The organism is Sedimenticola selenatireducens, from assembly GCF_963675335.2.
Classification (GTDB): domain Bacteria; phylum Pseudomonadota; class Gammaproteobacteria; order Chromatiales; family Chromatiaceae; genus Sedimenticola; species Sedimenticola selenatireducens.
In genome coordinates this window covers 769,795-790,492 of sequence record NZ_CAXXYC010000004.1, presented here as the reverse complement: position 1 = coordinate 790,492, position 20,698 = coordinate 769,795, and the positions used below count along the sequence as shown (strand labels likewise).

Below are 20,698 nucleotides of genomic sequence, written 5' to 3'. Positions count from 1 at the left end.
ATCGCGGATAAATCCGCTCCCACAAAAATTCCGTTCCTTAGGCGACCGCGTGGTCAATCATCCCAGCGACCAAATCCTGGGATATTTACATCATGCTCGTCATACAACCCCTGCTTCGCGCCCTGGTGACAGTTGTCGCAGTTGCTGAATGATTTTACCTGCGGGTTGTCCTCGACCATGTTTCGCTTCAGGTCGCTGTGTTCATAGACAAAGTAGCGCATCTCGGTAATGCGTAACGGCAGCGGGCGGTCTCCCTGTGCCGCCATGATCTTGTTTGGCAGGCCGTAGTTGGCGCGACCGGCGGCATTGTTCAAAAGAAAGTTACGAATGCTGTTGAGATCACCCTCCGCCAGTTCGGCATTTTCACCAAAATGGTCGTCCAGATTGTTCATCAGGGTTTCCCAGGTGGCGGCCGGCAGCAGTCCCGGCTGATAGGGGAAATGGCAGCTGCCGCACTCTTTGGAATAAAGCCGGGTCTCGACCGGGTCGATGCCCGGCGTGCTCCGCTCAAACCAGGAGAGCAGGGATTTTTTGCCGTCATCGTCGCTGCTCAGCGCTACTCCGGTGGTTGCCAGTAGTGATGCCGCGATCGCTGATGCGACGATAAAGTTCATTCGATTCATCTCTATACCTCTTGGTAATATTCAGCTCTTTTGTTGTTGCATAAACAGGATCAGGTCGCCCTTCTCCTGTGGGGTGCATTGGCGTCCGCAGAAACCTGAGTTGCCACACTCAGCAATATCCATAGAATCAATCTTCCTGATTTCATTTTCTGTGGCTCGGGTGAATCGATTATTGATGGGTCTGTTTGCGTCCGCTGATCATGGAGCGGACCAGGTTTTCTCCATGTTGAATGCTCGCTATTGCCACGCCGGCGAGATGGAGCAGAACCAGTACAAGCGTGAGGTTGGCAAAAAATTCATGCACCTCTTCGGCGGCCTTGCCAATGGCAAGGGGCGCGGTAGCCATGAGTCCGGCAAGTGGCCCTGAGGATTGTTCCGCGCCATAGGTGATCAGGCCTGACAGGATGGCCAGGCTCAGTGATATCAACAGGGCGAAGACCATGGCGCCACCGGCTGGATTGTGACCGATAAATCTATCTGCCCGAAAGCGGATCACCTGCTTCAGGTAAGTGATGACTGTTTTTGGTGGGTGCGTAAAGTCGCTGAATCTGGCGTGTTGGGAACCAATAAAACCCCAAATCAAGCGAAAGGCGATCAGCCCGATAATCGTATATCCCGCATAGGTATGCAGGGTGACGAAGTCGTCTTCGGTCACATAAGCGATTAAAAAACAGCTGGCCAGCGACCAGTGGAAAAGCCGTACCGGCAGGTCCCATACCTTGATCTCGTTTCTCGACAGTTGTGTGTTCATCATTATCTCCAGTCAGGTTGAAAACAGCCTAACAGCGAAAGCTGAAACCAAACTTAAAACGGCGGCGGAATTTGGTGCGGTTGGATTTATATCTGAGCAGGTCGGATTGACACAGCGAAATCCGACTATTCATCCAGACCATCGATAGCGGAAATATCGCTGGGCTACCTTTCCGCCGATGTAACCTGCAATTCTTTTAATGCGTAGGGTTTGACCCAACGGGTTCGACCCGATAATTGCAAGGTTGAAATCAGGGGTTCTGCCGGCGTTTGAGTTTCACCTCTTCCATCAGGGTGTTTACCATCTCCTGTTCGGATATCTTGCCGTCACCATCGGCATCCATGCGATTGAAGTTCCATAGCTCCGGGCTGGCGGAGCGTTTTTGCCTGGTGTCAGCAAACGGTTTGAACTCATTGCGGTCCAGGTATCCATCCTGATTGGCGTCATAACCAGAGTATGCCCCGCCACCATCGGCCACGGCCTGCTGGGTGAGTGTCGGCGACATTGCCACGGTAGCCGCCAGGAAGAGTGGTTTCACCAGGGTGCGGTTCAGTTTGATATTCATTGTTTGGCTCCTGTCTGGAATCTGTTGTCAGTCATCATGCTCACGCCTTCTGTAGCTGCGCTCGTTATATCCGCGTCCATCCGGTTGGCGCTGCATCTCACTCCTGTAGCCGCCGGATCGCCAGATACGCTTAGCCTCGTCTTCGTCGCCGCTGCGGTGACACTCGGTGCAGTTTTCATAGTCCCGAATGCCCTCTTCAAAATGCTCTTCACGGATTTTTGAGCGGGAGTGTTCATGGCAGCCATAGCAGGTGTATTTTGCATAGTCATTATTGATGTGGCAGGTGGCGCATTCGGTGTCGTGATCCCGGTCAAAGCGAAAATACTTGTCATGTTCGAATGTCGCGGGCAACCACGCTTCGTTGCTATGGCACTGGGTACAGTTACCCTTGATCTTCCGGTGCAGGGCATCTGGCGGATTGCTATGGCAGCTGTCACACTGCTCCTGCACCGAGACTTCCAGCAGGGCATGTGAAAACCGACCGATAGGACGGAACGGCTGTACCCCTTTGTGTTCGCTGTGGCAGGCGATGCAGTCCTCCTCGACCAGCTTCTGATGGAAGGCGACGTTCTTCTGCTCCTTGTCGATCGCTATGCCTTTGGTGGTCTTGAGACCGATATCAGCGACTGCGTGGCAGGCGATACACTGTTCCGCTGTACTGCCGATGAACGGGGTATGGCAGGCGAAGCAGTCGTCAGCCAGTTCGGCATGTGCGGCAACCGGATTGCCCGGGCTGATCATCAGTTGTGGTGCAAGGATCGCCAACGCGACCAGTACCAGGAGATTGGCCGCGACGATCAGGGTGAGTTTCTGTTTATTCATTTCCATTGCCAGAAAAGAAGGATGCTGAGGATATGAGTGAGGCCAAGGACGCCAAAGGCCAGCGTGATCGGTAGATGGATGGTGCGCCACTGTTTCATCAGGTCGTAGGTAGTGGCGTCCCAGAAAAGATGTTTTTCAACCTCCACCTCGGAAAGCCCCTGTTGCAGATAAAGCTCTTTTTTCTCTGCAAGAAAACGCCTTGACCGATCCAGCAGAAACTTTCCGGTCATGCCGCTGATGACGTTGATCAGCATGGCAATCAGGGCCAGCCAGGGCAGAATGGCATAAATGTGAATGCCGGCATGCACCAGGATGAACAGCGCGCCGATCCAGGTCAGGGTTTCATGCAGCGTGAGCAGTGTCTTGGGTTTGCCGAAACTGATTTTTTTCCGTTTTCTCAGCGAATACAGAAATGATGACAGGATCAGTAGTGTGCCGGGTATGCCCAGCCAGCGTCCGATCCAGGCCAGTTCAAACTGGTGCAGCAAGGCATCGGTGATCAGGGTGGCCAGGATCAGCGAGCCGAACATCAGCAGGAAAGGAATAACTTCTTTGCGTATGAGTGAGCGTTGCATATTTTTAACAGGTCCTAAGCAGCCAGGGTCAGGTTGTTCTTGGGACGGGTGATGCATAGCAGGCAGTGACCCGGCTGCACATCCGCATCGGCCTGCTGGTTGTACTCCACCTCGCCGGACTCGATGGCTGTTTGACAGCCGCCGCAGCTGCCGGCCCGACAGCCGGAGTCCACATCGATGCCTTGTGTCTCGGCAAACTCCAGCAACGAACCGCTATTCCAGTCCCAGGGGATCTGCTTGCCGGATTTGCTGAAGGTCACGGTGATATTGTTGTCAGCCACTTCAGGGTTGTCTGTTTCGGGTTTGTCGTGCCGGATGAGCGTCGCGGGTCCGAAGGATTCGTAATAGATGTCGCTGCTCTGCACACCCCAGGCTTCCAGGCCGGGAACCAGGCTCTCCATCATCGACTTGGGGCCGCAGATGTAAAACTGATGACGCGTCAACGGCAGGGTGGCGCGTAGCAGTGGGATATCCACTCGTCCCCGGTGCTGGAAATCAATACCTTCAACGTCGTTGGCGGTTGGGTTGCTGTAGCAGCAGTGCAGATGAAAATGGCGGTGTTTTTCCGCCAGCGAGAGGAGCTGCTCCCGCATGATCTGCTCGCTGCCGTTGCGGATACCGTAGAACAGCCAGATCTCCCGCTGGCTGCCCGTTTGCAGCAGGGTATTGAGTATGCTGAGCATGGGTGTAATGCCGATACCTCCCCCGATCAGTACCACCGGCAGGGTGGATTCCTGGATCAGGTGAAAATGGCCGGACGGGGCGCGGACCTGCAGATGGGTACCTTCCGTCACCCGGTCATGGAAATAGTTTGATGAGACACCGGCCGGCAGTTCCGGTCGGTCGGCTGGGGCCGGCACCCGCTTGATTGATACCCGATAGTGGTTCGGATCAGGGCTGTCGGACAGGGAGTAACAGCGAATCACGGATTTGCCCGCCTGGGGCGCCGGCGCCTCTATGTCCAGCTTAAAGGTCAGAAACTGCCCTGGCTTGAACGGCGGCAGGGGTTTGCCATCGGCCGGTGCCAGATAAAATGAGCAGATGGAGCCTTGCGCATCTTCCAGTTTCCGGCGCTGAACCACAAATTGCCTGAACCCTTTCCAGGCGTTCGCTTCAGCAGTTGCCGGGACGTCTGGACTGGCGGACGGCTGCATTCCGGAGAGAGCGGATGCCCCCGCCCTGAACTGTTTGCGGCGACGGTAGAGGCTGATCAGCATGATGATGGTCACCTGAACAACAATCGCCGCAAAGATAATTATTGCAAGGATTCCAGTTGTCATGTTTTGTCCACCCCGCGGACCAAGTGTCAGTCCGATTCATTGACTTTCTACGTCGAATGATTACACGGGGTGATGAAATGAAGCTGAAAACTGGTGGTGCTGTTTAGTGCCAGGTCCTGAAAAACAGTCGGTGACGCGGTGATCGCAATGTATGAAAACTACCCGGCAACCGAGTGTTCTTGCCTATACCTGGAAAAATCGGACGGGCAAGCGTTTCCGCCTCGTCCCGGAGTTCCAGCAGACGCCGCACGCGCTCGGCGGTATCGGGGTGGGTTCTGAGCAGTGAAGGCTCCGGGTCGCGATAACCCGGCAGCAGGATGCGTTGCCACAGGCTGGCATGCCGATGCTCGATCTTGCCGAGCGCAGAAGCGAGGCCCTCCGGGTCGCCGGTTATACGCACCGCACTCAAATCTGCCTGGAACTCCCTTACACGGGAGAGGCCCAGTTGCAGCAACGCACTGAGGGTGGGTGCCACGATTAACAACAGCAGACCCGACAGCGGCAGCGGGGCCATGCCCAGCAGTGCCAGTGGCAGAGAGATAAAGGCCAGCAGGATGCCGATCATCGACAGCATATGGGTGAGGCGGCTGATCAGATCCGCCAGATTCATCAGGCGCATATCATGGTTGATGATATGGCTGGTTTCATGGGCCAGCACCCCGGCCAGTTCCCGCGGATTCAGCAGCTTCAGCAGACCGTCGGTGAGGGCAATGGCGGAATCGTCACGGCTACCAACCGAAAAGGCGTTGCTGGTGCTGCTGGGAATCCAGTATAGGGTGGGTGTGGGGCTGACACCGGTACGTCGTCCGATCTCCTCCATCAGCCGGGTCAGGTCCGGTGCTTCGTTGGGATAAATCCGCCGTGCCTGATATAGCCGCAACAACCAGTGTGGTGAGATGTCGGGCAGGGTGCTCATGGCGAGTATTACCCCGGCGAACACCCAGGGCCAGACCCCTTCGCCAAACAGCAGTTCACTGATCAGCGCCAGCAACAGCGCCATGCTCCCGATCAGTAGCAGGGTGTGTCCCAGATTGCGTAACTTGTGATCATTGGTCAGTTTTTGATTCATGGTTGCGTATGGGTTGTAACAAGGTGCGTTGCCATTTGTAGCATTGTGTGTCCGGTGCTGTTTTTCAACCTGGCCATTGCTTGTCGGGAGAATTTGCCATCAGTGAAACTCAAACATCGACATGCCGATATTGCCGTAGGTGAAACTGTGGTGCAGGCGTTTGCCCGGTCTGGTCTGATCACCCGCAGCCCAGGCAGTCACCAGTGGAGCAAAATGTTCGAGCGTCGAGTGGGCGGTGCGAAACAGCGGAGTGGCCTGTTCGGCTGTCAGCAGATCGTCGAAGCGGTTACCTTCCACGGCCTTCTGTAACCAGGACTCAAATCCGCTGGCCCAGGCATCGGTGTGCCCTTCCCGGTTCATGGCGCCCAGGTTATGCACCGAGCCACCGGAACCGATAATCAGCATGCCGTGCTCGCGTAGCGGCATCAGTGCTTTGCCCAGACGGGCGCACTCCTTCAGTTCACCGGAGGGAAGTGAGACCTGGACTACCGGAATATCCGCTTGCGGGTAACTCAGCATCAATGGTATCCAGACGCCGTGATCAAGTCCCCGGTCAGATATCAGTTCGGTGTCAAAGCCATGGGTTGTCAGGCTGTCGGCAATGCTGGTGGCCAGCTCGGGATCGCCTTTGGCCGGATAGGCCAACTGATAGAGCGCTTCGGGAAAACCACCGAAATCATGGATGGTCTGGTGTGCCGTTCCCGCTGTGATGCCAAGCGGATGGCGGGTCCAGTGGGCGGAGATGACGACAATCGCCCGTGGTTGCGGGAAACGTTCACCAATCTCCCTGAGAGCCGTGACCGCCTCCTGTTCCGTCAGGATAAAGTCGGGTGCGCCGTGCGAGATAAAGAGTGTGGGGTAGTGGGGCATCATGGGCTGTTCTCGGATTCAGTTCGGCCGCTATAGATTAACAGACCTCCCGTGCGGAGGATGGTTGCCTGAATCAGTCAGGGTGTTTATGGTTGTGGGCGTGCAACTGATCAATCGGCTGTCAGAACAAATCAGGGCGGTTAATCGAGTCATCGGGATGGCGATACTTTGCAAATCATGAATACAAAACAATTTTTCAAGGCTGCCGGCATGGTTTGCCTGCTGGGTGTGGGGTATGGCGGATCTGCAATGGCCGTTGTAGAGCGGCAGGGTATTGCCTCCCTGTATGAGGAGGCATTGATCAAGTTCCAGCAAAAGGAGTTGGCAACGGCAGTTATCCATCTGAAGAATGCGCTGCGGGATGATCCGGAATTCCTGGCGGCACACCTGCTGCTGGGACGGGCATACCTGCAACAGGGTGAAGGTGCCCTGGCTGAGCGGGAGCTGGATACGGCCTTGCGGCTGGGGGCTGATCGGGCGCTTGTCTCGATACCCCTGGGGCAAGCCTATCGGCAGCAGAGAAAGTACCGGCAGATTCTGGATGAGATCCATGAGGGTGAATTTTCCCCGGATCTGAATGCGGAGATCATGACGATCCGGGGGGGCGCCTACCTGGAGCTGGGTGAGATTGATCCTGCGGAGCAGGCCTTCAGAAAGGCTGCAACATTCAATCCGGCCGCGACCAGCCCGCTATTGGGGCTGGTCAATGTGCTTCTGCGAAAAGGTGACTTCAACGCCATAGACGGGATCTTGCGGCAGGCGATGGATCTGGGGCCGCAGGACTCCGGTGTGTGGCACACCAAGGGCTCGGTTGCCCATGCGCGGCATCAATTTGATGCGGCGATCAACGCATATCGCAAGGCGCTGGAATTGAACCCGGACAATTACAAGGTCCAGGTCTCCATGGCCGGCACCTACATGGATATGGGTAAGTATGGCCTGGCGCTGGAGGTGCTGGATAAGATCGGCAAGGAACAAGCCTTTGATCCCCAGGTCGCCTATCTGCGTGGCGTGGCCCACTCCCGTCTCGGCGATGCATCGGCATCCAGGGAGGCGATGCTGGAGGCCGACGGCATCATGGCCAAACTTCCCACCGATGTGAAACAGGCGCATCTGGAGACCCTGCTGTTATCGAGCCTGATCGATTACAGCCTGAACAAGATGGATGAGGCCTATGCCGGCCTGGAGCTTTATGTCAGGCGGGCTCCGGGGAATCCAGGAGCACGCAAGCTGATGGGTTCCATTTTGTTTGACAGAGGTCAGTACGACAGGGTGATCCGGGTACTCAAACCGGCACTCGAAGAGATACCGAATGACTATAGATTGCTGACCATGCTGGGAACGGCGTACATGAAACAGGGGCGGTACCTGCGGGCGATCGAGCTGCTGGATCGGGCGGTAAAGCAGGGTGGTGATGCGGTGGAGGCTCGCACCCAAATCGCCCTGGGCTATCTGGCTCAGGGGCAGAGCGAAGCCGGGGTGGAACAGTTGAGTGAGGTGTTCGCTGCAACAGAGGAGGCGCGATTGGCCGGGGTAACCCTGGTCCTGGAGCATCTCAGGCGTAACGAGAATGCCCAGGCAGTCAAAATTGCCAAACTTCTCAGTGAACGCAACCCGCAAGATTTGACACTGGTGAACCTGCTGGCATCGGCTGAGATTGCGGCCGGGGAGATACCGGCCGCTACCGCTCACCTTGAACAGATACTGAAGCAAGATGAAAAATTTCTTGGTGCGGAGTTAAATCTGGTCAAGATCGACCTGGCCGCAGGCAGGATGAAGCAGGCCAGAAACCGCATCGAAAAGGCCAGGGCGAATCACCCGGGAAACACACTGGTCATGCTTGAAGAGGCCAGGCTCGAGGAGGCCGCCGGCAGACCGGAGGTGGCGGTTGAGCTGATACTCAAGGCAGTTGCGCTGGATGAGCAATCGGTTACAAACAACCTTTACCTGGGTGAACTCTATATCAAGTTGGGTATGGTCAATGAACTCAATCAGCATATACAGACGCTTGAGCGTCTGTTTCCGGATGACATTCAGGTGATGCGTCTGATCGGGCTCGGTCATCTGGCCCAGAATAACCATGACATGGCGAGAACCCAGTTTCGGCGCATGTCCAACGCGGCAGGCTATAATGCGCCGGTGCTGCTGGATGCCGCCGGTTTGTTGCGCGCGGCAGGGGATCTGGAAGGAGCCGCCTGGGCACTGATGAAAGTGCTGGAAGATAACCCCCGTTCTGTGCCGGCCCAGGTCGCCCTGGCCGAAGTTCAGCTTGCATCGGGGAAACCCGAGCCGGCCGAAAAGATCATTAGCCAGCTCATGCGTTTTCATCCGAACGAACCGGACGGTTATCGTTTACAGGCCGAACTGGCCATGCTGCGGGGTGAGTTCGCCATGGCCATTGCCGGTTACAAAAAAGCCATGGAAATGGAGGGTACGCAGGATGCTGTGCTGCGGCTCTACCAGGCTTATCTGTTCGCCGGCGATGTACAGACCGGAGTGAAACTTCTGGAGGGAAAAATAGAGGCGATTCCCGGGGAGCGTGATCGCCGCCCATTAAAAAAGGCGCTGGCTGAAGGGTACCTGCGTCTTGGGGATCTGCGTGCGGCGGAGGTGGTCTACGAGGCGCTGATCAATGCCGACAGCAAGGATCCTGAGGTGTTTAACAATCTCTCGATGATCCGCTTCAGGCAGGGTCAGGACGGCGCCTTGGCCCTGGCGCGCACGGCGCAGGAACTGGCGCCGGAGAATCCCGCCATCAACGACACCCTCGGCTGGATACTGGTAACAACAGGCAAGCCCGCCGAGGGCCTGCGCTATCTGCGCAATGCCAGCCTCAGGGAGGCTTCAAACAAGGGTATTCGGTTTCATATCGCTGCCGCGCTGGTTGCGCTGGGACGCAAGGATGAAGCCCGACAGGAGTTGCAGGAGTTGGTTGGATCAGGTGATGAGTTTGCCGATCTGGTCCAGGCAAAGTCCTTGTTGGAGCAGTTGTCAACCGGGAATTAGTGTCGGGTTTTTTTACATTCCGACCTGATTAAATAAAAATTACTGATGTAACTATTTGAGTAGTAAGCGTAATTAATTTTGGTATGTATATTGCTGAGGTTTATCTGCAAAGGTTTGTAACGGCCACCAAGACCGTACGAATAATAAAATTACTGCCAGGGTTGCATATATGAAAAATAGCAAGAAAGTCACGGCAATCTTAATCCCCGGAATTCTGGCCCTGCTGCTATCAGGCGGTGCGGCGGCAGACTGGTCCTGGAGCTTTACCGGTTCATACACTGGAAACAGTTCCGGCATGACATTCAGTGGTAGCGGCGGGGCTCCCAGCGTCACGGCCACGGCCTGGTCGAATTCCATTTCCGCTGCCAATACTTCCAGCAACTACGGCAGCGGTGACCTGGTGAAGCGGAGCATCTACAGATATTCAGGTGGCTTAGGTGTCACCAGCCCGGACGACGTGAATCAGGGCAGCCCCGAACATGCAACCGACAACCAGTACCGTATTGATTCCATTTTGCTCTATTTCGGCGGTACCGCGGTTACCCTGGATCAGGTGAAGTTTGGTTGGGTCAGTGGCGATTCCGATTTCTCCATGAGCGCCTATACGGGTGGCGGCAGCTCCAATCTGAGTGCCATGGGGTACGGTGATTTGGCCAGCAACGGCTGGTCCACCATCGGCAGTTACTACAACCCCGGCACCGCTACTACCGCGGTGAATCCCGCGGAGGTCTCTTCCAGTTACTGGCTGATCAGTGCGCTGAACCCGAACCTGGGTGGCACCAGTAATACCAATTACTACGGTAATGATTTCTTCAAGTTGGCCAGCGTCGGTGGCACCGGGCCATCCAACGAGGTGCCGGAGCCCTCTACCCTGCTGCTGCTGGGTGGCGTGCTCCTTATCACGGTAATGCGCGGCCAGGTGGTGGCAAATCGCAGAGAGTCAGGCCACGCCTTGCAGGCCTAGCCCTAGAAATAATAAATAGCGTTAAGGAAGTGATACCTGATGGGTTACCGGGGCAATCCGGTAGCCCGTTTTTTTGCCTGGGGACGGACTTATACCGCGTAGGCCACGACTCCAGGGATGGTGGATGTAGAACGAAGCACGCCGCCAGGGATGGCGGTGGTAGACAACGCCGGGAACTGGTTGTCGAGGATGCCAGAGCCGAAGGATGGCCGGGTGTGGCGTTATTCGCGCCGGTCGGTGGTCAGATCAGAAACAGTGTGGCCAGGCCAAGGAAGCTGAGGAAGCCGATGATATCGGTAACGGTGGTGAGGATTACCGCGCCCGACAGTGCCGGGTCGATGCCCCAGCGGTTCAATAGCAGTGGGATGGCGATACCGGAAAGGGCTGCCGCCAGCAGATTGAGTATCAGGGCCGTGCCGATGATGATGGCAATACCCGGTTCGCCAAACCAGAGATAGGTGACCAGGGAGACCACCAGCGCCCAGACCACGCCGTTGACGGCGCCCACCAGCAGCTCCTTGATGGTCAGCCAGCGCACGTTGGCACTGGCGATCTGGTTCAGCGCCAGGCCGCGTATGGTCAGGGTCAGGGTCTGGCTGCCGGCGATGCCCCCCATGCTGGCCACGATCGGCATCAGCACGGCCAGGGCCACGATCTGATCCAGCGCCTCCTCAAAGCGGCCGATGACCCAGGCGGCGGCAAACACGGTAATCAGGTTGATGCCCAGCCACAGGCCACGGCGGCGGGCGCTGGGCAGTACCGGCGCGTACATGTCCTCCTCTTCATTGAGGCCGGCACTGCGCAGCAGGGTGCGGTCGGACTCTTCACGGATGACATCGACGATATCGTCGATGGTGATGCGCCCCAGCAGCTTGCCGCTGGTGTCCAGTACCGCCACCGAGATCAGGTCGCGGCGCTCGAACAGGGTGGCCACATCATGCTCGCTGAGATCGGCACGGACGGTGACAGCCTCCGGTTGCATCACCGCCTCGACCAGGGTGGCGGGGTTGCTGGTCAATACATCCGAGACATCCAGCTTGCCGAGATAGTCACCCTCGTCATCGATCACCATCAGGCTGTCTGTGTGGGGCGGCAGGGACTCGTGTCGCCTCAGCCAGCGCATCACCACGGCAATAGTGACGTCCTTGCGCACGCTGATAACGTCGGTGCTCATGAGTCGTCCGGCACTTCCCTCCTCGTAATTGAGTACGCTGTCGAGACGTTTCCGGTGGTCTGTGTCCAGCGCCAGCAGCAGGTTGCTGGTCAGATCCTCGGGGAGTTCGTCAATGAACTCGGCCAGATCTTCCGGTGCCATCGATCCGGCGGCCGCAACCAGCTCACCCGGGTCCATCTCATCGACAATGGTGGTGCGTGCCTCATCGTGCAGAAACGAGAGTACCTCGCTCTCCTGTGCCACGGGGACCGCTTCCCACAGATCACTGCGCTGCTCGGGCGGCAGGGATTCGAGCAGGCTGGCCACCTCCGCCGGGTGGGTGGCGAGCAGGGTCTGGGTCAGTGCCTCTTGGCGGCCGGTCTCCAGATCGGCAATGATCTGGTCCAGTAACGGGGTCTGGGATGGAGAGGTTTCGTTTTCACTGGTCATGATTTGCGCTTTTGTCCCGACTGTTGGGAAGGTATTGGGTTGAGCGGCCTGTCTGTCGGACAGGAGGGTCTATACAGAGTGTAGAAGGTGTCTGTGACAGCAGGTCGGGGGTGATGCTCAGGGAGGGGGCTCGTCGGGTAGCTCTGCGGGCTGGCTGATGCCTTCGACTTCCAGGGTGATATGGCTGACCCGCGGCAGCCGCTGCCTGATGTTTGCTTCCAGCTCATCAATGATCTCTTCAGTCCGTTTCAGGCTGACAATAACGGCCGCCCTTGCTGCGGCATAGCAGTGCAGCCTGGCATCGTCCCTGCGTTTCGCAGGTAGCTGGCTCAGAATCGCCTCACGCTCGGTCTGGATGCGCTCATGCAGACCCGGCACCACGGCCTCCTCGCGCAGTTCCACCTCGGCGACCAGGATAGTATGCGTCTCGTCAATGATGATAGAGCGCAGATCATGGCAGCGCTCCACCTGGTGATGTGCGGCAACGATATTCAGAAACAGCGCCTCCGCCTCATTGTCGCGCATGTCCGCCAGGAAGCGCATGTTGGTGTAACCGAGATAGAAGGCGATCATGCCGAGCATGGCCGCGATCAGGGCGGAGAAACCCACGTCCCAGACGCCGTTGCCGGTGAGCGCGGTGAGGCCGACTCCCAACGCGGCGAACGCCAGTCCGAGCATGGCGACTGAGTCCTCCAGCACCACTGCCACCAGGGTCGGATCGTCTGCCAGGAGTAGAAAGCGGAATGGATTGGTGACTTTGGTGAGACGCATCTTTTGCAGAAAAGCCTTGAGAGCCACCAGAAAGGAGTAACCTTCGAGCAGAAAGGCGATGGCCAGCACGGTCAGATTGACCCAGAGCGGGTTCAGCGTCAGGTCGAGGATGGTGACCGGCTCCGCTGCTGTGTTCTGCCCAAGATCGTGCCAGGAGTGCCAGGCGTGGGCAAGACCCAGGCCGGAGCCGATGGAGAACAGGCCGATGGCGCTCCAGAGATTCCAGAGATACTTTTTCTGGCCATGACCGAAGGCATAGAACTGATCAGCGGGTCGCTCTCCTTCACGCAATCCGATCAACAGGAATCCCTGGTTGAGAGTATCCATCAGGGAGTGGACCGCCTCGTTCATCATGGCTGCCGAGCCACTGATCAGGGCGGCGATAAACTTGATCACCGTGACAATGGCGTTGGAGACAATGGCCGTCAGTACAGCCGTCCTGGAACCGTGAGCCATACCGGTCACAGTCCCTTGATGAATACTTTGGAATTGCGCTGATAGTTATACAGCTGCTGCTTGGCCATCGGCAGGGTATTGACCTGGGTCGGAACGAATCCCCGCTCCCGGAACCAGTGTGCCGTCTGGGTGGTAAGCACGAACAGCCGGTTGATGCCGGCACTCAGCGCCCGCCTCTCCATGTGGGCGAGCAGGGCGTCGCCGCGCCCGCTGTTGCGGTAAGCCGGATGCACCGCGACACCGGCCAGTTCGCCGATCCGCTCCTCCACATAGGGATGCAGGGAGGCGCAGCCGATAATGGTGCCATCCAGCTCCACCACGGTGAAGCGCTCAATCTCGGTTTCCAGCAGATCCCGTGAACGGCGTACCAGGGTGCCGTTGGTCTCCAGTGGCCCGAGCAGCTCCAGAATGCCGCCGATGTCGTCGATGCGCGCGCCGCGAATCTCTTCATAGGGTTCGGCGGTCAGCAGGGTACCGACACCATCACGGGTGAACAGCTCCTTGAGCAGGGCGCCATCCATCTGGCGTCCGATCAAGTGGGTCCGTTTGACTCCGCCCCGGCACGCTTTTACCGCGCAGTTCAACTGCTGCACCAGCTCCTCCGGCAGGCTTCTGCGCCGCTGCATTATCGACTCCACCTCCCGTGGTATCACATTGGTCAGTACTTTCCCCCGGGTGTCGGTGACCCCCTTGCCTTCGATCAGCATAATCAGTTTGTCGGCACCAAGGGCAATGGCCACGGCACTGGCCACGTCGGCTGCGCCGAGATTGAACACCTCGCCGGTGGGTGAATAGCCCAGTGATGGCACCAGGGCGATGGCGCCCGCATCCACCACGCGCTGGATCGCGTCGGCGTCGATACGCCGCACCATGCCGGTGTGGCCGTAATCTATCCCGTTGCGGATGCCGATCGGTTGCGCAGTGACGAAGTTGCCGGAGACCACCCGGATATGCACCCCCGCCATGGGTGAGTTGGCCAGCCCCATGGAGAGGCGTGCTTCAATCTCGACCCGCACCGCGCCGGTGGCGTCCTTGACGCAGGCCAGCGCCGCCTCATCGGTGACGCGCAGACCGTTGATGTATTGCATTTCAGTCTGGTGCAGCCCGAGCCGCTCTTCAATCTGCGGACGTGCACCGTGCACCAGCACCAGCTTGATGCCGAGTCCGTGCATCAGGGAGATGTCATGAATCAGATCAGCGAAGCTCTCCTCGGCTACCGCCTCGCCGCCGAACAGGATGACCACCGTCTTGCCCCGGTGGGCATGGATATAGGGTGATGAGTTGCGAAACCAATCGACGAAAGGGTCATGCTTGTTTTTTCTATTATTTGCCACGCGTACTGTTCCCGTTAGCGCCAACATTCAGGGTGAAGGTCCAAGTCTGGCCTGAGCCCTTAATGTAAACTGCATTACGGAATAATTCGAGCGCTTAACCCGAGATAATCAGGCATTGCCTGATCTATCAGGTTACGTTGCTGGCTGCTTGATCGGCTGATGCTGTGACCTGATGCCTGGTCATGGGGCGCCCCGTGGGCGCCGGGAATCATTTCACCGATCGGAAGGCGGGCACGGCCCGCACTGTAAAGTGGGTTTGGAGGATGCCCGCCCCACGAAAGCGTGACGGAGACGCAACCCTCGGCAGACTCCTAGCCATCGTACGGCGAGATCTTGTCCATCAGGTCTTGTCCGATTCTGCCCAGGTAGGCATAGCTGCGTACGGCGAGCAGGCCGAGGAACAGCACCCACCAGTTCCAGAAAGCGAAGCCGGCCGCAATGAGCGTGATGGCGGCAATAAAGGAACCGATCAGAGCCCAGAAATAGATAATCATGCCGAAACCGTCATAACCACTAAACAGTGATTGCAGACGGGCTTCAGCTGTACGGGGGGGGTGTCTTGAAGCGAGCGGGGGAGATTTGTGAGACATGGTTTGGTGCTCCTGTCTGTGTCGATTTCAATATGCTGTCATCCTCGCGGACTCAGCGTCTGTTTCTGCTCCCCTTGCACGGTGTTGTTTCAGCATTGCCAGATCAGTGAACCTCCCCGGGGCTGGTGATCAAATTGCTGGGGCAGACCGCGGCCTGCGGGGCGGTGAGCATTAGAATTGCCAGTCAATTTTGCTCGGGAGCGGTTTGCCCCTGTCGTTCACCGAGGTGGTATCACCGCACCACTCGATGTCGGGAATGACCGACTCCACCAGTGGAAAAAGGCTCTGCTCTTCAATCTCCATCTGTTCCCGGAACGCCCGGACAAAGTCGTCGGTAAGTTGCCGCAGTCGGTCGGGCGAAAGCCAGCTACCCTCTTGTGCCGTACGGATGTCGTTTTCCAGCGCCTCGCCACTGTCAATCACCGATTGATGGATTGCCTCCAATTCGGTCACTACCTGCCCTCTCGGGCCGGCGTATTGTAAAAGCGTCTGCCACAGCGCCTGCTCTTCCGCCTGGTGGCGGCCCTTCAGGCCAGGTTTCAGGTAGGTGATCAACTCGATGAGTTCGGCATAATCCGGTTCGTCGCCCTGTTCCACGCCGTCAACAATACCTACTAGGTAGTTTAGCAGCGCCGAAAAACGCAGGTGATCCCACTTGAGTAATTCGAGCAGATGCTTCATCAGTGTCAGTGCCCCGCTGCATGAATTGACCGGGAAAGGCAAGGGAGGGGGTATCCCGCAGGAATAGTACGTATCCTCCCATTTCGTGAGTTTGTCCTACGGATCCACCCTATCCCAGGGTTTTTGATTACACAAACGACAAATAATCAACGTTAATATTAAATATTGTTATATTATATTTGGCGGACGCTTTCGGTGGTGACTCGATGGATATTGAATTTGCTCGTACCTTTCTAAAAGTGGTGGATACCGGAAGTTTTATCCGGGCCGCGAAAACCCTGCATGTCACCCAGGCGGCTGTGAGTCGTAGAATCCGTACCCTGGAGGAGTATCTCGGTTGCGATCTTTTCGTCCGCAACAAGGCTGGTGCCGTGTTGACTCCCAGCGGCAGGCGGTTTCTCCGTTATGCCGCCAATATGGTCCAGACCCTCGAGCGTGCCAGGCATGAGATCGGTGTGGCCCGGGAATTCAATGGCTCTTTGACCATTGGTGGGCGCTTTGGCCTGTGGGACGGGCTGCTGCTGCGTCTGCTGGAGAACATGCGCGCGGAGCGATCCGATATTCAGATCCGGGCACAGATCGGCTTCGAGGAGGGGTTGATGCAGGCGCTGGTGGATGGCAGCCTGGATATCGGCATCATGTATACCCCGCAAAACCGACCGACACTCCAGGTTGAGCGCCTGCTGGAAGAGGAGCTGGTGCTGGTCACCAGTCGGGGGCAGGCCACGCAAGTGCCCGATCCGGACTGCTACGTACATGTGGACTGGGGACCCGAATTTCTGACTCAGTTAAGCGGCAGTTTGCCGGAGTTGAGCAGCCCCCGTCTCATTGTCGGTATCAGTTGGCTGGGGTTGCAACTGATCCTCACGGATGGGGGATCGGGCTATTTCCCGCGTCGCCTGGTGCAGGATCTTATCCTGCAGGGGCGACTGTACCGGGTAGACGGGGCGCCGAGCTTCCAGTTGCCGGCCTACGTGGTCTATCCCGGTGCGAGTAATAATCCCCTGGTCATCCCCACCGTTGCCGCCCTGCATCGGGTGGCGGATACGGTTATGGCCCAGGCAGCGTCCTGACCGGCAGGGACTGGCGTCATCAGGCTTCATGATTGTCTTCAAACATCGTCGAATACTACAATCAGCCGTTAACCGGTTATTGTCTATTTGATAAGACAGAAAGTGCAGTGCTGAAGCAGAACAAATCAAGCTACTTGCTATTGCTGCTGTTTACCATCCTCTCGCTGGTGGGTTGCCTGGAGTCCCGCCGGGTGACTGTTCAGGTAAACAACATCAACGCCCGGGTGGAAGTGGCCGCCACCCCCAGGCAGCGCCAGCGTGGCCTGATGCACCGTGAATTGCTTGGCAAGGATGAGGGGATGCTGATGATTTTTCCCGAGCCGCAGGAGGTGAGCCTGTGGATGCTCAATACCCGGCTACCACTGGATGTGGGTTTCTTTGATCGCCATGGTGTATTGCAGTCGGTGATGTCGATGCAACCGGATGGTGGCGAGCAATTGTATCATTCGCCACCGGGAACCCTGTATGCACTGGAGATGAACCGGGGTTGGTTTGACCACTATGCCCTGCTTCCCGGGTCGCGTCTTAAGCTCCCGTATGCCATGACCGGGGAGTGAGTGGCGGATAAATCCGCACCTTCAATGCGCTATTCGCGTCCATTTGCGTTTATTCACGGCTAACGAAACGCTCCCCGATCAGACTATCAAAGACAGAAGCGGCGGATCAGTCCCTGCAGCAGGCCGACCATCGGCTGGATGCGCTCCAGCCCGATAAATTCGTTGGGCTGATGCGCCTGATCGATATCGCCCGGTCCCAGGATCAGGGTCTCCATGCCCAGCTGCTGCAGATAGGGTGCCTCGGTACCGAAGGCGACGGATGACGCGGTGTGGCCGGTAAGCTGTTCGGCAGTGCGCACAATCTCGCTGTCGGCGGCGGTCTCCATGGACGGGATACCAGGGAAGGGGGTGATGATCTCCAGGCGCAGTTCGCTGCCCGACATCAGCCGTTCCAGACGCTGTGCCAGCTCGTCATGCAGATCCTGCAATACCATGCCCGGCAGCGGCCGCAGATCGATCTGCAGCTCGCAGCTGGCGCAGATGCGGTTGGGATTGTCACCGCCGTGGATGTGTCCCAGGTTGAGAGTCGGCACCTCCACCTCGAACAGCGGGTTTTTGTGACGCGCCTGCAGTTCATCGCGCCAGGCCAGGATATCCCCGATCACCCGATACATTCCCTCCAGCGCGTTTACCCCGAGCGCCGGATTGCTGGAGTGGCCGGAGCGCCCGTGCAGACGGATGATCTCCATGCTGATGCCCTTGTGCATGCGAACCGGCTTGAGTCCGGTCGGTTCGCCGATCACTGCGTAGCGGCCGAGCCGGCGGTTGGTCTCGAGCAGGGACTGGGCGCCGCACATGTTGCTCTCTTCATCCGCCGTGGCCAGCAGCGTCAGGGGTTGCTTCAATTGGCTCAGATCCAGCCCCCTTACCGCCTCCAGCACCAGGGCGAAGAACGCTTTCATGTCCGAGGTGCCGAGGCCATAGAGCCGGTTGTCCCGTTCCACCAGCCGGAACGGGTCGCTCTGCCAGCGTTGCTCATCATAAGGGACCGTGTCGGTATGACCGGACAGGACCAGCCCGCCCGGCCCTTTGCCGGCGCTCGCCACCAGGTTGAACTTGCTGGCATGGCCCGGGATCGGCAGCACCTCCACCTGAAATCCCGCGCTGCGGCACCAGTCGGCCAGGTGCTGGATCACCTGCTCATTGGACTGGTCCCACTGGGGGCTGATACTGCTGACCGAGGGGGCGGCGATCAACTGTTCGATCATCGGAATCAGGGCGGGTGTGGACATAGATCCTCTTGGGGGTCTGATGGATTAATAGGGGTTTGTTATATCAGTACGGGAGGCCTGTAGGGTGGAGAAGCGATGGCGCATCCACCAAGCGTCCCCGGCGCTCATGCGTAGCGGTCGAGATTCTCCAGCCAGCGGTTGATCTCCTTGGTGCCGCGCTCGAGAAACCCGGGGTCCTGATATACCTGGGCGATCACAATGATCCCCTGGCCTCTGGCCAGCAGCTCCAGGGAAAGTTCCCGCGCCTCCTCCGGATAACCCATCTGGGCAAACTGTTTGGCCAGCCACTGCTGAAACAGGTCAAACAACTGTTTGGCGTCACTCTTCAGTTCCGGCTGGTCTTTCGCCAACTCCACATTGAGGGATCCCATCGGACAACCGGAACGGAGCAGGGCCGGCGTGCTGTCATACATGATCTGCACGAACCGCTCCAGCCGATCAAGCGGGGTTTTGATGCTCTTCTCCCACTCCGACAGCATCAGCGTGGTGGTCTCCATGCGGTGTTTGATCACCGCCCGCAGCATCTCCTCCTTGGTCTTGAAATAGTAGTAGATATTTCCCCGCGGTACCTCCGCTTCATCCACCACATCGGTGAAGGAGGTGCGGTTGTAGCCCTTGCGGTAGAACAGCTGGTTGGCGGCATCAATGATGCGCTGTTGGGTGCGTTCGCTTTTTGTGGTCATAGTGTTGAATCGTGCTCAAGTCGTGGTTTGGATTATAGTCCTAAATTTTCGCCGGAAAGGGAATCGACTATGCTAATTAATTATGACTGATACCGGGATCAGAGTTATGCGACTGATAGCAGTGGGTTTGCCGATGCTGTTCTGGTGTGGCTGGATCCAGGCGGCGGATTTGTCGGATATCCGGTTACCGGCCGGGTTTAGGATCGAGATTGCCGTCGATGACGTGACGAATGCCCGCTCCATGGCGCTGGGAGATCAGGGGACGCTGTTTATCGGTACCCGTCGCTCTGGGCGGGTCTATGCGGTGACGGACCGGGATGGCGATGGCCGTTTCGACCCGCCACGGGTTCTGCTCGATGGGCTGCGCATGCCCAACGGCATCGCCTTCCGCCAGGGAGCACTCTATGTCGCGGAGAATCACCGTATCGTCCGTTATGATCGGATCGAGCAGCAGTTGGAGCGGCCGCCCGAACCGTCAGTGCTGGCCCGCCTGCCAACAGAGACTCACCACGGCTGGCGTTACCTGGCGTTTGGCCCCGATGAACGGCTCTACGTCGCCATCGGTGCCCCGTGCAATATCTGTGACGAACCGGGTTTTGGCACTATTGTGCGCATGCAGGCGGATGGCAGCGAACGGGAGGTGATGGCCGCCGGGGTGCGCAATTCAGTCGGTTTTGATTGGCAGCCGGGCAGCGCTGTGCTCTGGTTTAGTGACAATGGTCGGGACTGGCTGGGGGATGATTTGCCGCCGGATGAGCTAAATCGTGCCCCGGAATCCGGTATGCACTTCGGCTACCCCTATTGTCATGGCGGCGAAATCCCCGACCCGCTGTACGGGCGTGAGCGCCCCTGTGACCAGTTTACGCCGCCGGCGCTGAAGCTGGGCGCCCATGTGGCCGCACTGGGGGTGCGCTTCTATACCGGGGAGCAGTTCCCGGCCGACTACCAGGGGCAGCTGTTTATCGCCGAGCACGGCTCCTGGAATCGCACTGTCCCGGACGGCTATCGCATCGGACTGGCGCGCATCGAGGGCGACCAGGTCACCTCCTATACCCCGTTCGCCGAGGGCTGGCTCAGCCCGGATGGGGTGACTGGCCGGCCGGTGGATCTGCTGGTGATGCCGGATGGATCACTGCTGGTGTCGGATGATCATGCCGGAGTGGTTTACCGTATCTCTTATAACCCCTAGTCTG

At 57.9% G+C, this 20,698-nt stretch carries 20 protein-coding genes; 5 read left to right on the top strand and 15 right to left on the bottom strand.

Going from position 1 to position 20,698, the window contains the following annotated elements; all coding sequences use genetic code 11:
- Positions 1–53: 53 nt before the first annotated feature.
- From ACHZBF_RS14795 to ACHZBF_RS14760, 8 genes are all read right to left on the bottom strand, one after another.
- Positions 54–623, bottom strand: a complete 570-nt coding sequence (locus tag ACHZBF_RS14795) for a diheme cytochrome c (protein ID WP_245621642.1) — start codon at positions 621–623, stop codon at positions 54–56.
- 169 nt (positions 624–792) lie between these two features.
- On the bottom strand, positions 793–1,374 hold the full coding sequence (locus ACHZBF_RS14790) for a cytochrome b/b6 domain-containing protein (RefSeq protein WP_029131978.1): 582 nt from the start codon (positions 1,372–1,374) through the stop codon (positions 793–795).
- Between the two features lie 250 nt (positions 1,375–1,624).
- On the bottom strand, positions 1,625–1,939 hold the full coding sequence (locus ACHZBF_RS14785; protein WP_273439222.1) for an EF-hand domain-containing protein: 315 nt from the start codon (positions 1,937–1,939) through the stop codon (positions 1,625–1,627).
- Positions 1,940–1,966: 27 nt separating this feature from the next.
- Positions 1,967–2,761 carry a cytochrome c3 family protein gene (locus tag ACHZBF_RS14780; RefSeq protein WP_321528883.1) on the bottom strand — a complete coding sequence of 265 codons (795 nt, stop codon included), beginning with the start codon at positions 2,759–2,761 and terminating at the stop codon, positions 1,967–1,969.
- Complete coding sequence (locus ACHZBF_RS14775; protein WP_321528882.1) at positions 2,758–3,336, bottom strand: hypothetical protein; 579 nt, start codon at positions 3,334–3,336, stop codon at positions 2,758–2,760. The genes ACHZBF_RS14780 and ACHZBF_RS14775 overlap by 4 nt, the downstream gene beginning before the upstream one ends.
- A gap of 14 nt (positions 3,337–3,350) precedes the next feature.
- Complete coding sequence (locus ACHZBF_RS14770) at positions 3,351–4,616, bottom strand: 2Fe-2S iron-sulfur cluster-binding protein (RefSeq protein ID WP_321528881.1); 1,266 nt, start codon at positions 4,614–4,616, stop codon at positions 3,351–3,353.
- Between the two features lie 103 nt (positions 4,617–4,719).
- On the bottom strand, positions 4,720–5,685 hold the full coding sequence (locus ACHZBF_RS14765) for a zinc metalloprotease HtpX (RefSeq protein WP_321528880.1): 966 nt from the start codon (positions 5,683–5,685) through the stop codon (positions 4,720–4,722).
- Between the two features lie 99 nt (positions 5,686–5,784).
- Positions 5,785–6,558: a DODA-type extradiol aromatic ring-opening family dioxygenase gene (locus tag ACHZBF_RS14760; RefSeq protein ID WP_321528879.1), complete on the bottom strand. Its 774-nt coding sequence runs from the start codon at positions 6,556–6,558 to the stop codon at positions 5,785–5,787.
- Positions 6,559–6,732: 174 nt separating this feature from the next.
- Here ACHZBF_RS14760 and prsT point away from each other — a divergent pair, with 174 nt between their 5' ends.
- Both prsT and xdp1 read left to right on the top strand, forming a co-directional pair.
- Positions 6,733–9,561, top strand: coding sequence for an XrtA/PEP-CTERM system TPR-repeat protein PrsT (prsT, locus tag ACHZBF_RS14755; RefSeq protein ID WP_321528878.1), 2,829 nt, complete (start codon positions 6,733–6,735; stop codon positions 9,559–9,561).
- A gap of 169 nt (positions 9,562–9,730) precedes the next feature.
- The gene (gene xdp1 / locus ACHZBF_RS14750) at positions 9,731–10,525 is read left to right on the top strand and encodes an exosortase-dependent surface protein XDP1 (protein WP_273439228.1); all 795 of its coding nucleotides are present in this window, start codon (positions 9,731–9,733) and stop codon (positions 10,523–10,525) included.
- Positions 10,526–10,766: 241 nt separating this feature from the next.
- Here xdp1 and mgtE read toward each other — a convergent pair whose 3' ends face one another.
- The 5 genes from mgtE to ACHZBF_RS14725 all read right to left on the bottom strand — a co-directional run bounded on the left by mgtE (position 10,767) and on the right by ACHZBF_RS14725 (position 15,960).
- Positions 10,767–12,128: a magnesium transporter gene (mgtE, locus tag ACHZBF_RS14745; RefSeq protein ID WP_029131986.1), complete on the bottom strand. Its 1,362-nt coding sequence runs from the start codon at positions 12,126–12,128 to the stop codon at positions 10,767–10,769.
- Between the two features lie 117 nt (positions 12,129–12,245).
- Complete coding sequence (locus ACHZBF_RS14740) at positions 12,246–13,355, bottom strand: cation diffusion facilitator family transporter (RefSeq protein ID WP_273439230.1); 1,110 nt, start codon at positions 13,353–13,355, stop codon at positions 12,246–12,248.
- 5 nt (positions 13,356–13,360) lie between these two features.
- Entirely contained in the window at positions 13,361–14,689 is a 1,329-nt protein-coding gene (argA, locus tag ACHZBF_RS14735) for an amino-acid N-acetyltransferase (protein ID WP_029131988.1), read from the bottom strand.
- A gap of 311 nt (positions 14,690–15,000) precedes the next feature.
- Positions 15,001–15,279 carry a hypothetical protein gene (locus tag ACHZBF_RS14730; protein ID WP_273439232.1) on the bottom strand — a complete coding sequence of 93 codons (279 nt, stop codon included), beginning with the start codon at positions 15,277–15,279 and terminating at the stop codon, positions 15,001–15,003.
- A gap of 171 nt (positions 15,280–15,450) precedes the next feature.
- Complete coding sequence (locus ACHZBF_RS14725) at positions 15,451–15,960, bottom strand: hemerythrin domain-containing protein (RefSeq protein ID WP_273439233.1); 510 nt, start codon at positions 15,958–15,960, stop codon at positions 15,451–15,453.
- A 206-nt stretch (positions 15,961–16,166) separates the two neighbouring features.
- Here ACHZBF_RS14725 and ACHZBF_RS14720 point away from each other — a divergent pair, with 206 nt between their 5' ends.
- Both ACHZBF_RS14720 and ACHZBF_RS14715 read left to right on the top strand, forming a co-directional pair.
- On the top strand, positions 16,167–17,033 hold the full coding sequence (locus ACHZBF_RS14720; RefSeq protein WP_273439234.1) for a LysR family transcriptional regulator: 867 nt from the start codon (positions 16,167–16,169) through the stop codon (positions 17,031–17,033).
- A 32-nt stretch (positions 17,034–17,065) separates the two neighbouring features.
- Positions 17,066–17,590: a DUF192 domain-containing protein gene (locus tag ACHZBF_RS14715; protein WP_321528877.1), complete on the top strand. Its 525-nt coding sequence runs from the start codon at positions 17,066–17,068 to the stop codon at positions 17,588–17,590.
- An 86-nt stretch (positions 17,591–17,676) separates the two neighbouring features.
- Here the strand turns inward: ACHZBF_RS14715 and argE are convergent, their stop codons facing one another.
- Both argE and ACHZBF_RS14705 read right to left on the bottom strand, forming a co-directional pair.
- Complete coding sequence (gene argE, locus ACHZBF_RS14710) at positions 17,677–18,822, bottom strand: acetylornithine deacetylase (RefSeq protein ID WP_273439236.1); 1,146 nt, start codon at positions 18,820–18,822, stop codon at positions 17,677–17,679.
- A gap of 104 nt (positions 18,823–18,926) precedes the next feature.
- A complete protein-coding gene (locus ACHZBF_RS14705; RefSeq protein WP_288103207.1) occupies positions 18,927–19,505 on the bottom strand; it encodes a TetR/AcrR family transcriptional regulator in 579 nt (192 codons plus the stop codon).
- A 106-nt stretch (positions 19,506–19,611) separates the two neighbouring features.
- On the opposite strand from ACHZBF_RS14705, the gene ACHZBF_RS14700 reads away from it, so the two are divergent.
- On the top strand, positions 19,612–20,694 hold the full coding sequence (locus ACHZBF_RS14700) for a PQQ-dependent sugar dehydrogenase (protein WP_273439238.1): 1,083 nt from the start codon (positions 19,612–19,614) through the stop codon (positions 20,692–20,694).
- Positions 20,695–20,698: the final 4 nt, after the last annotated feature.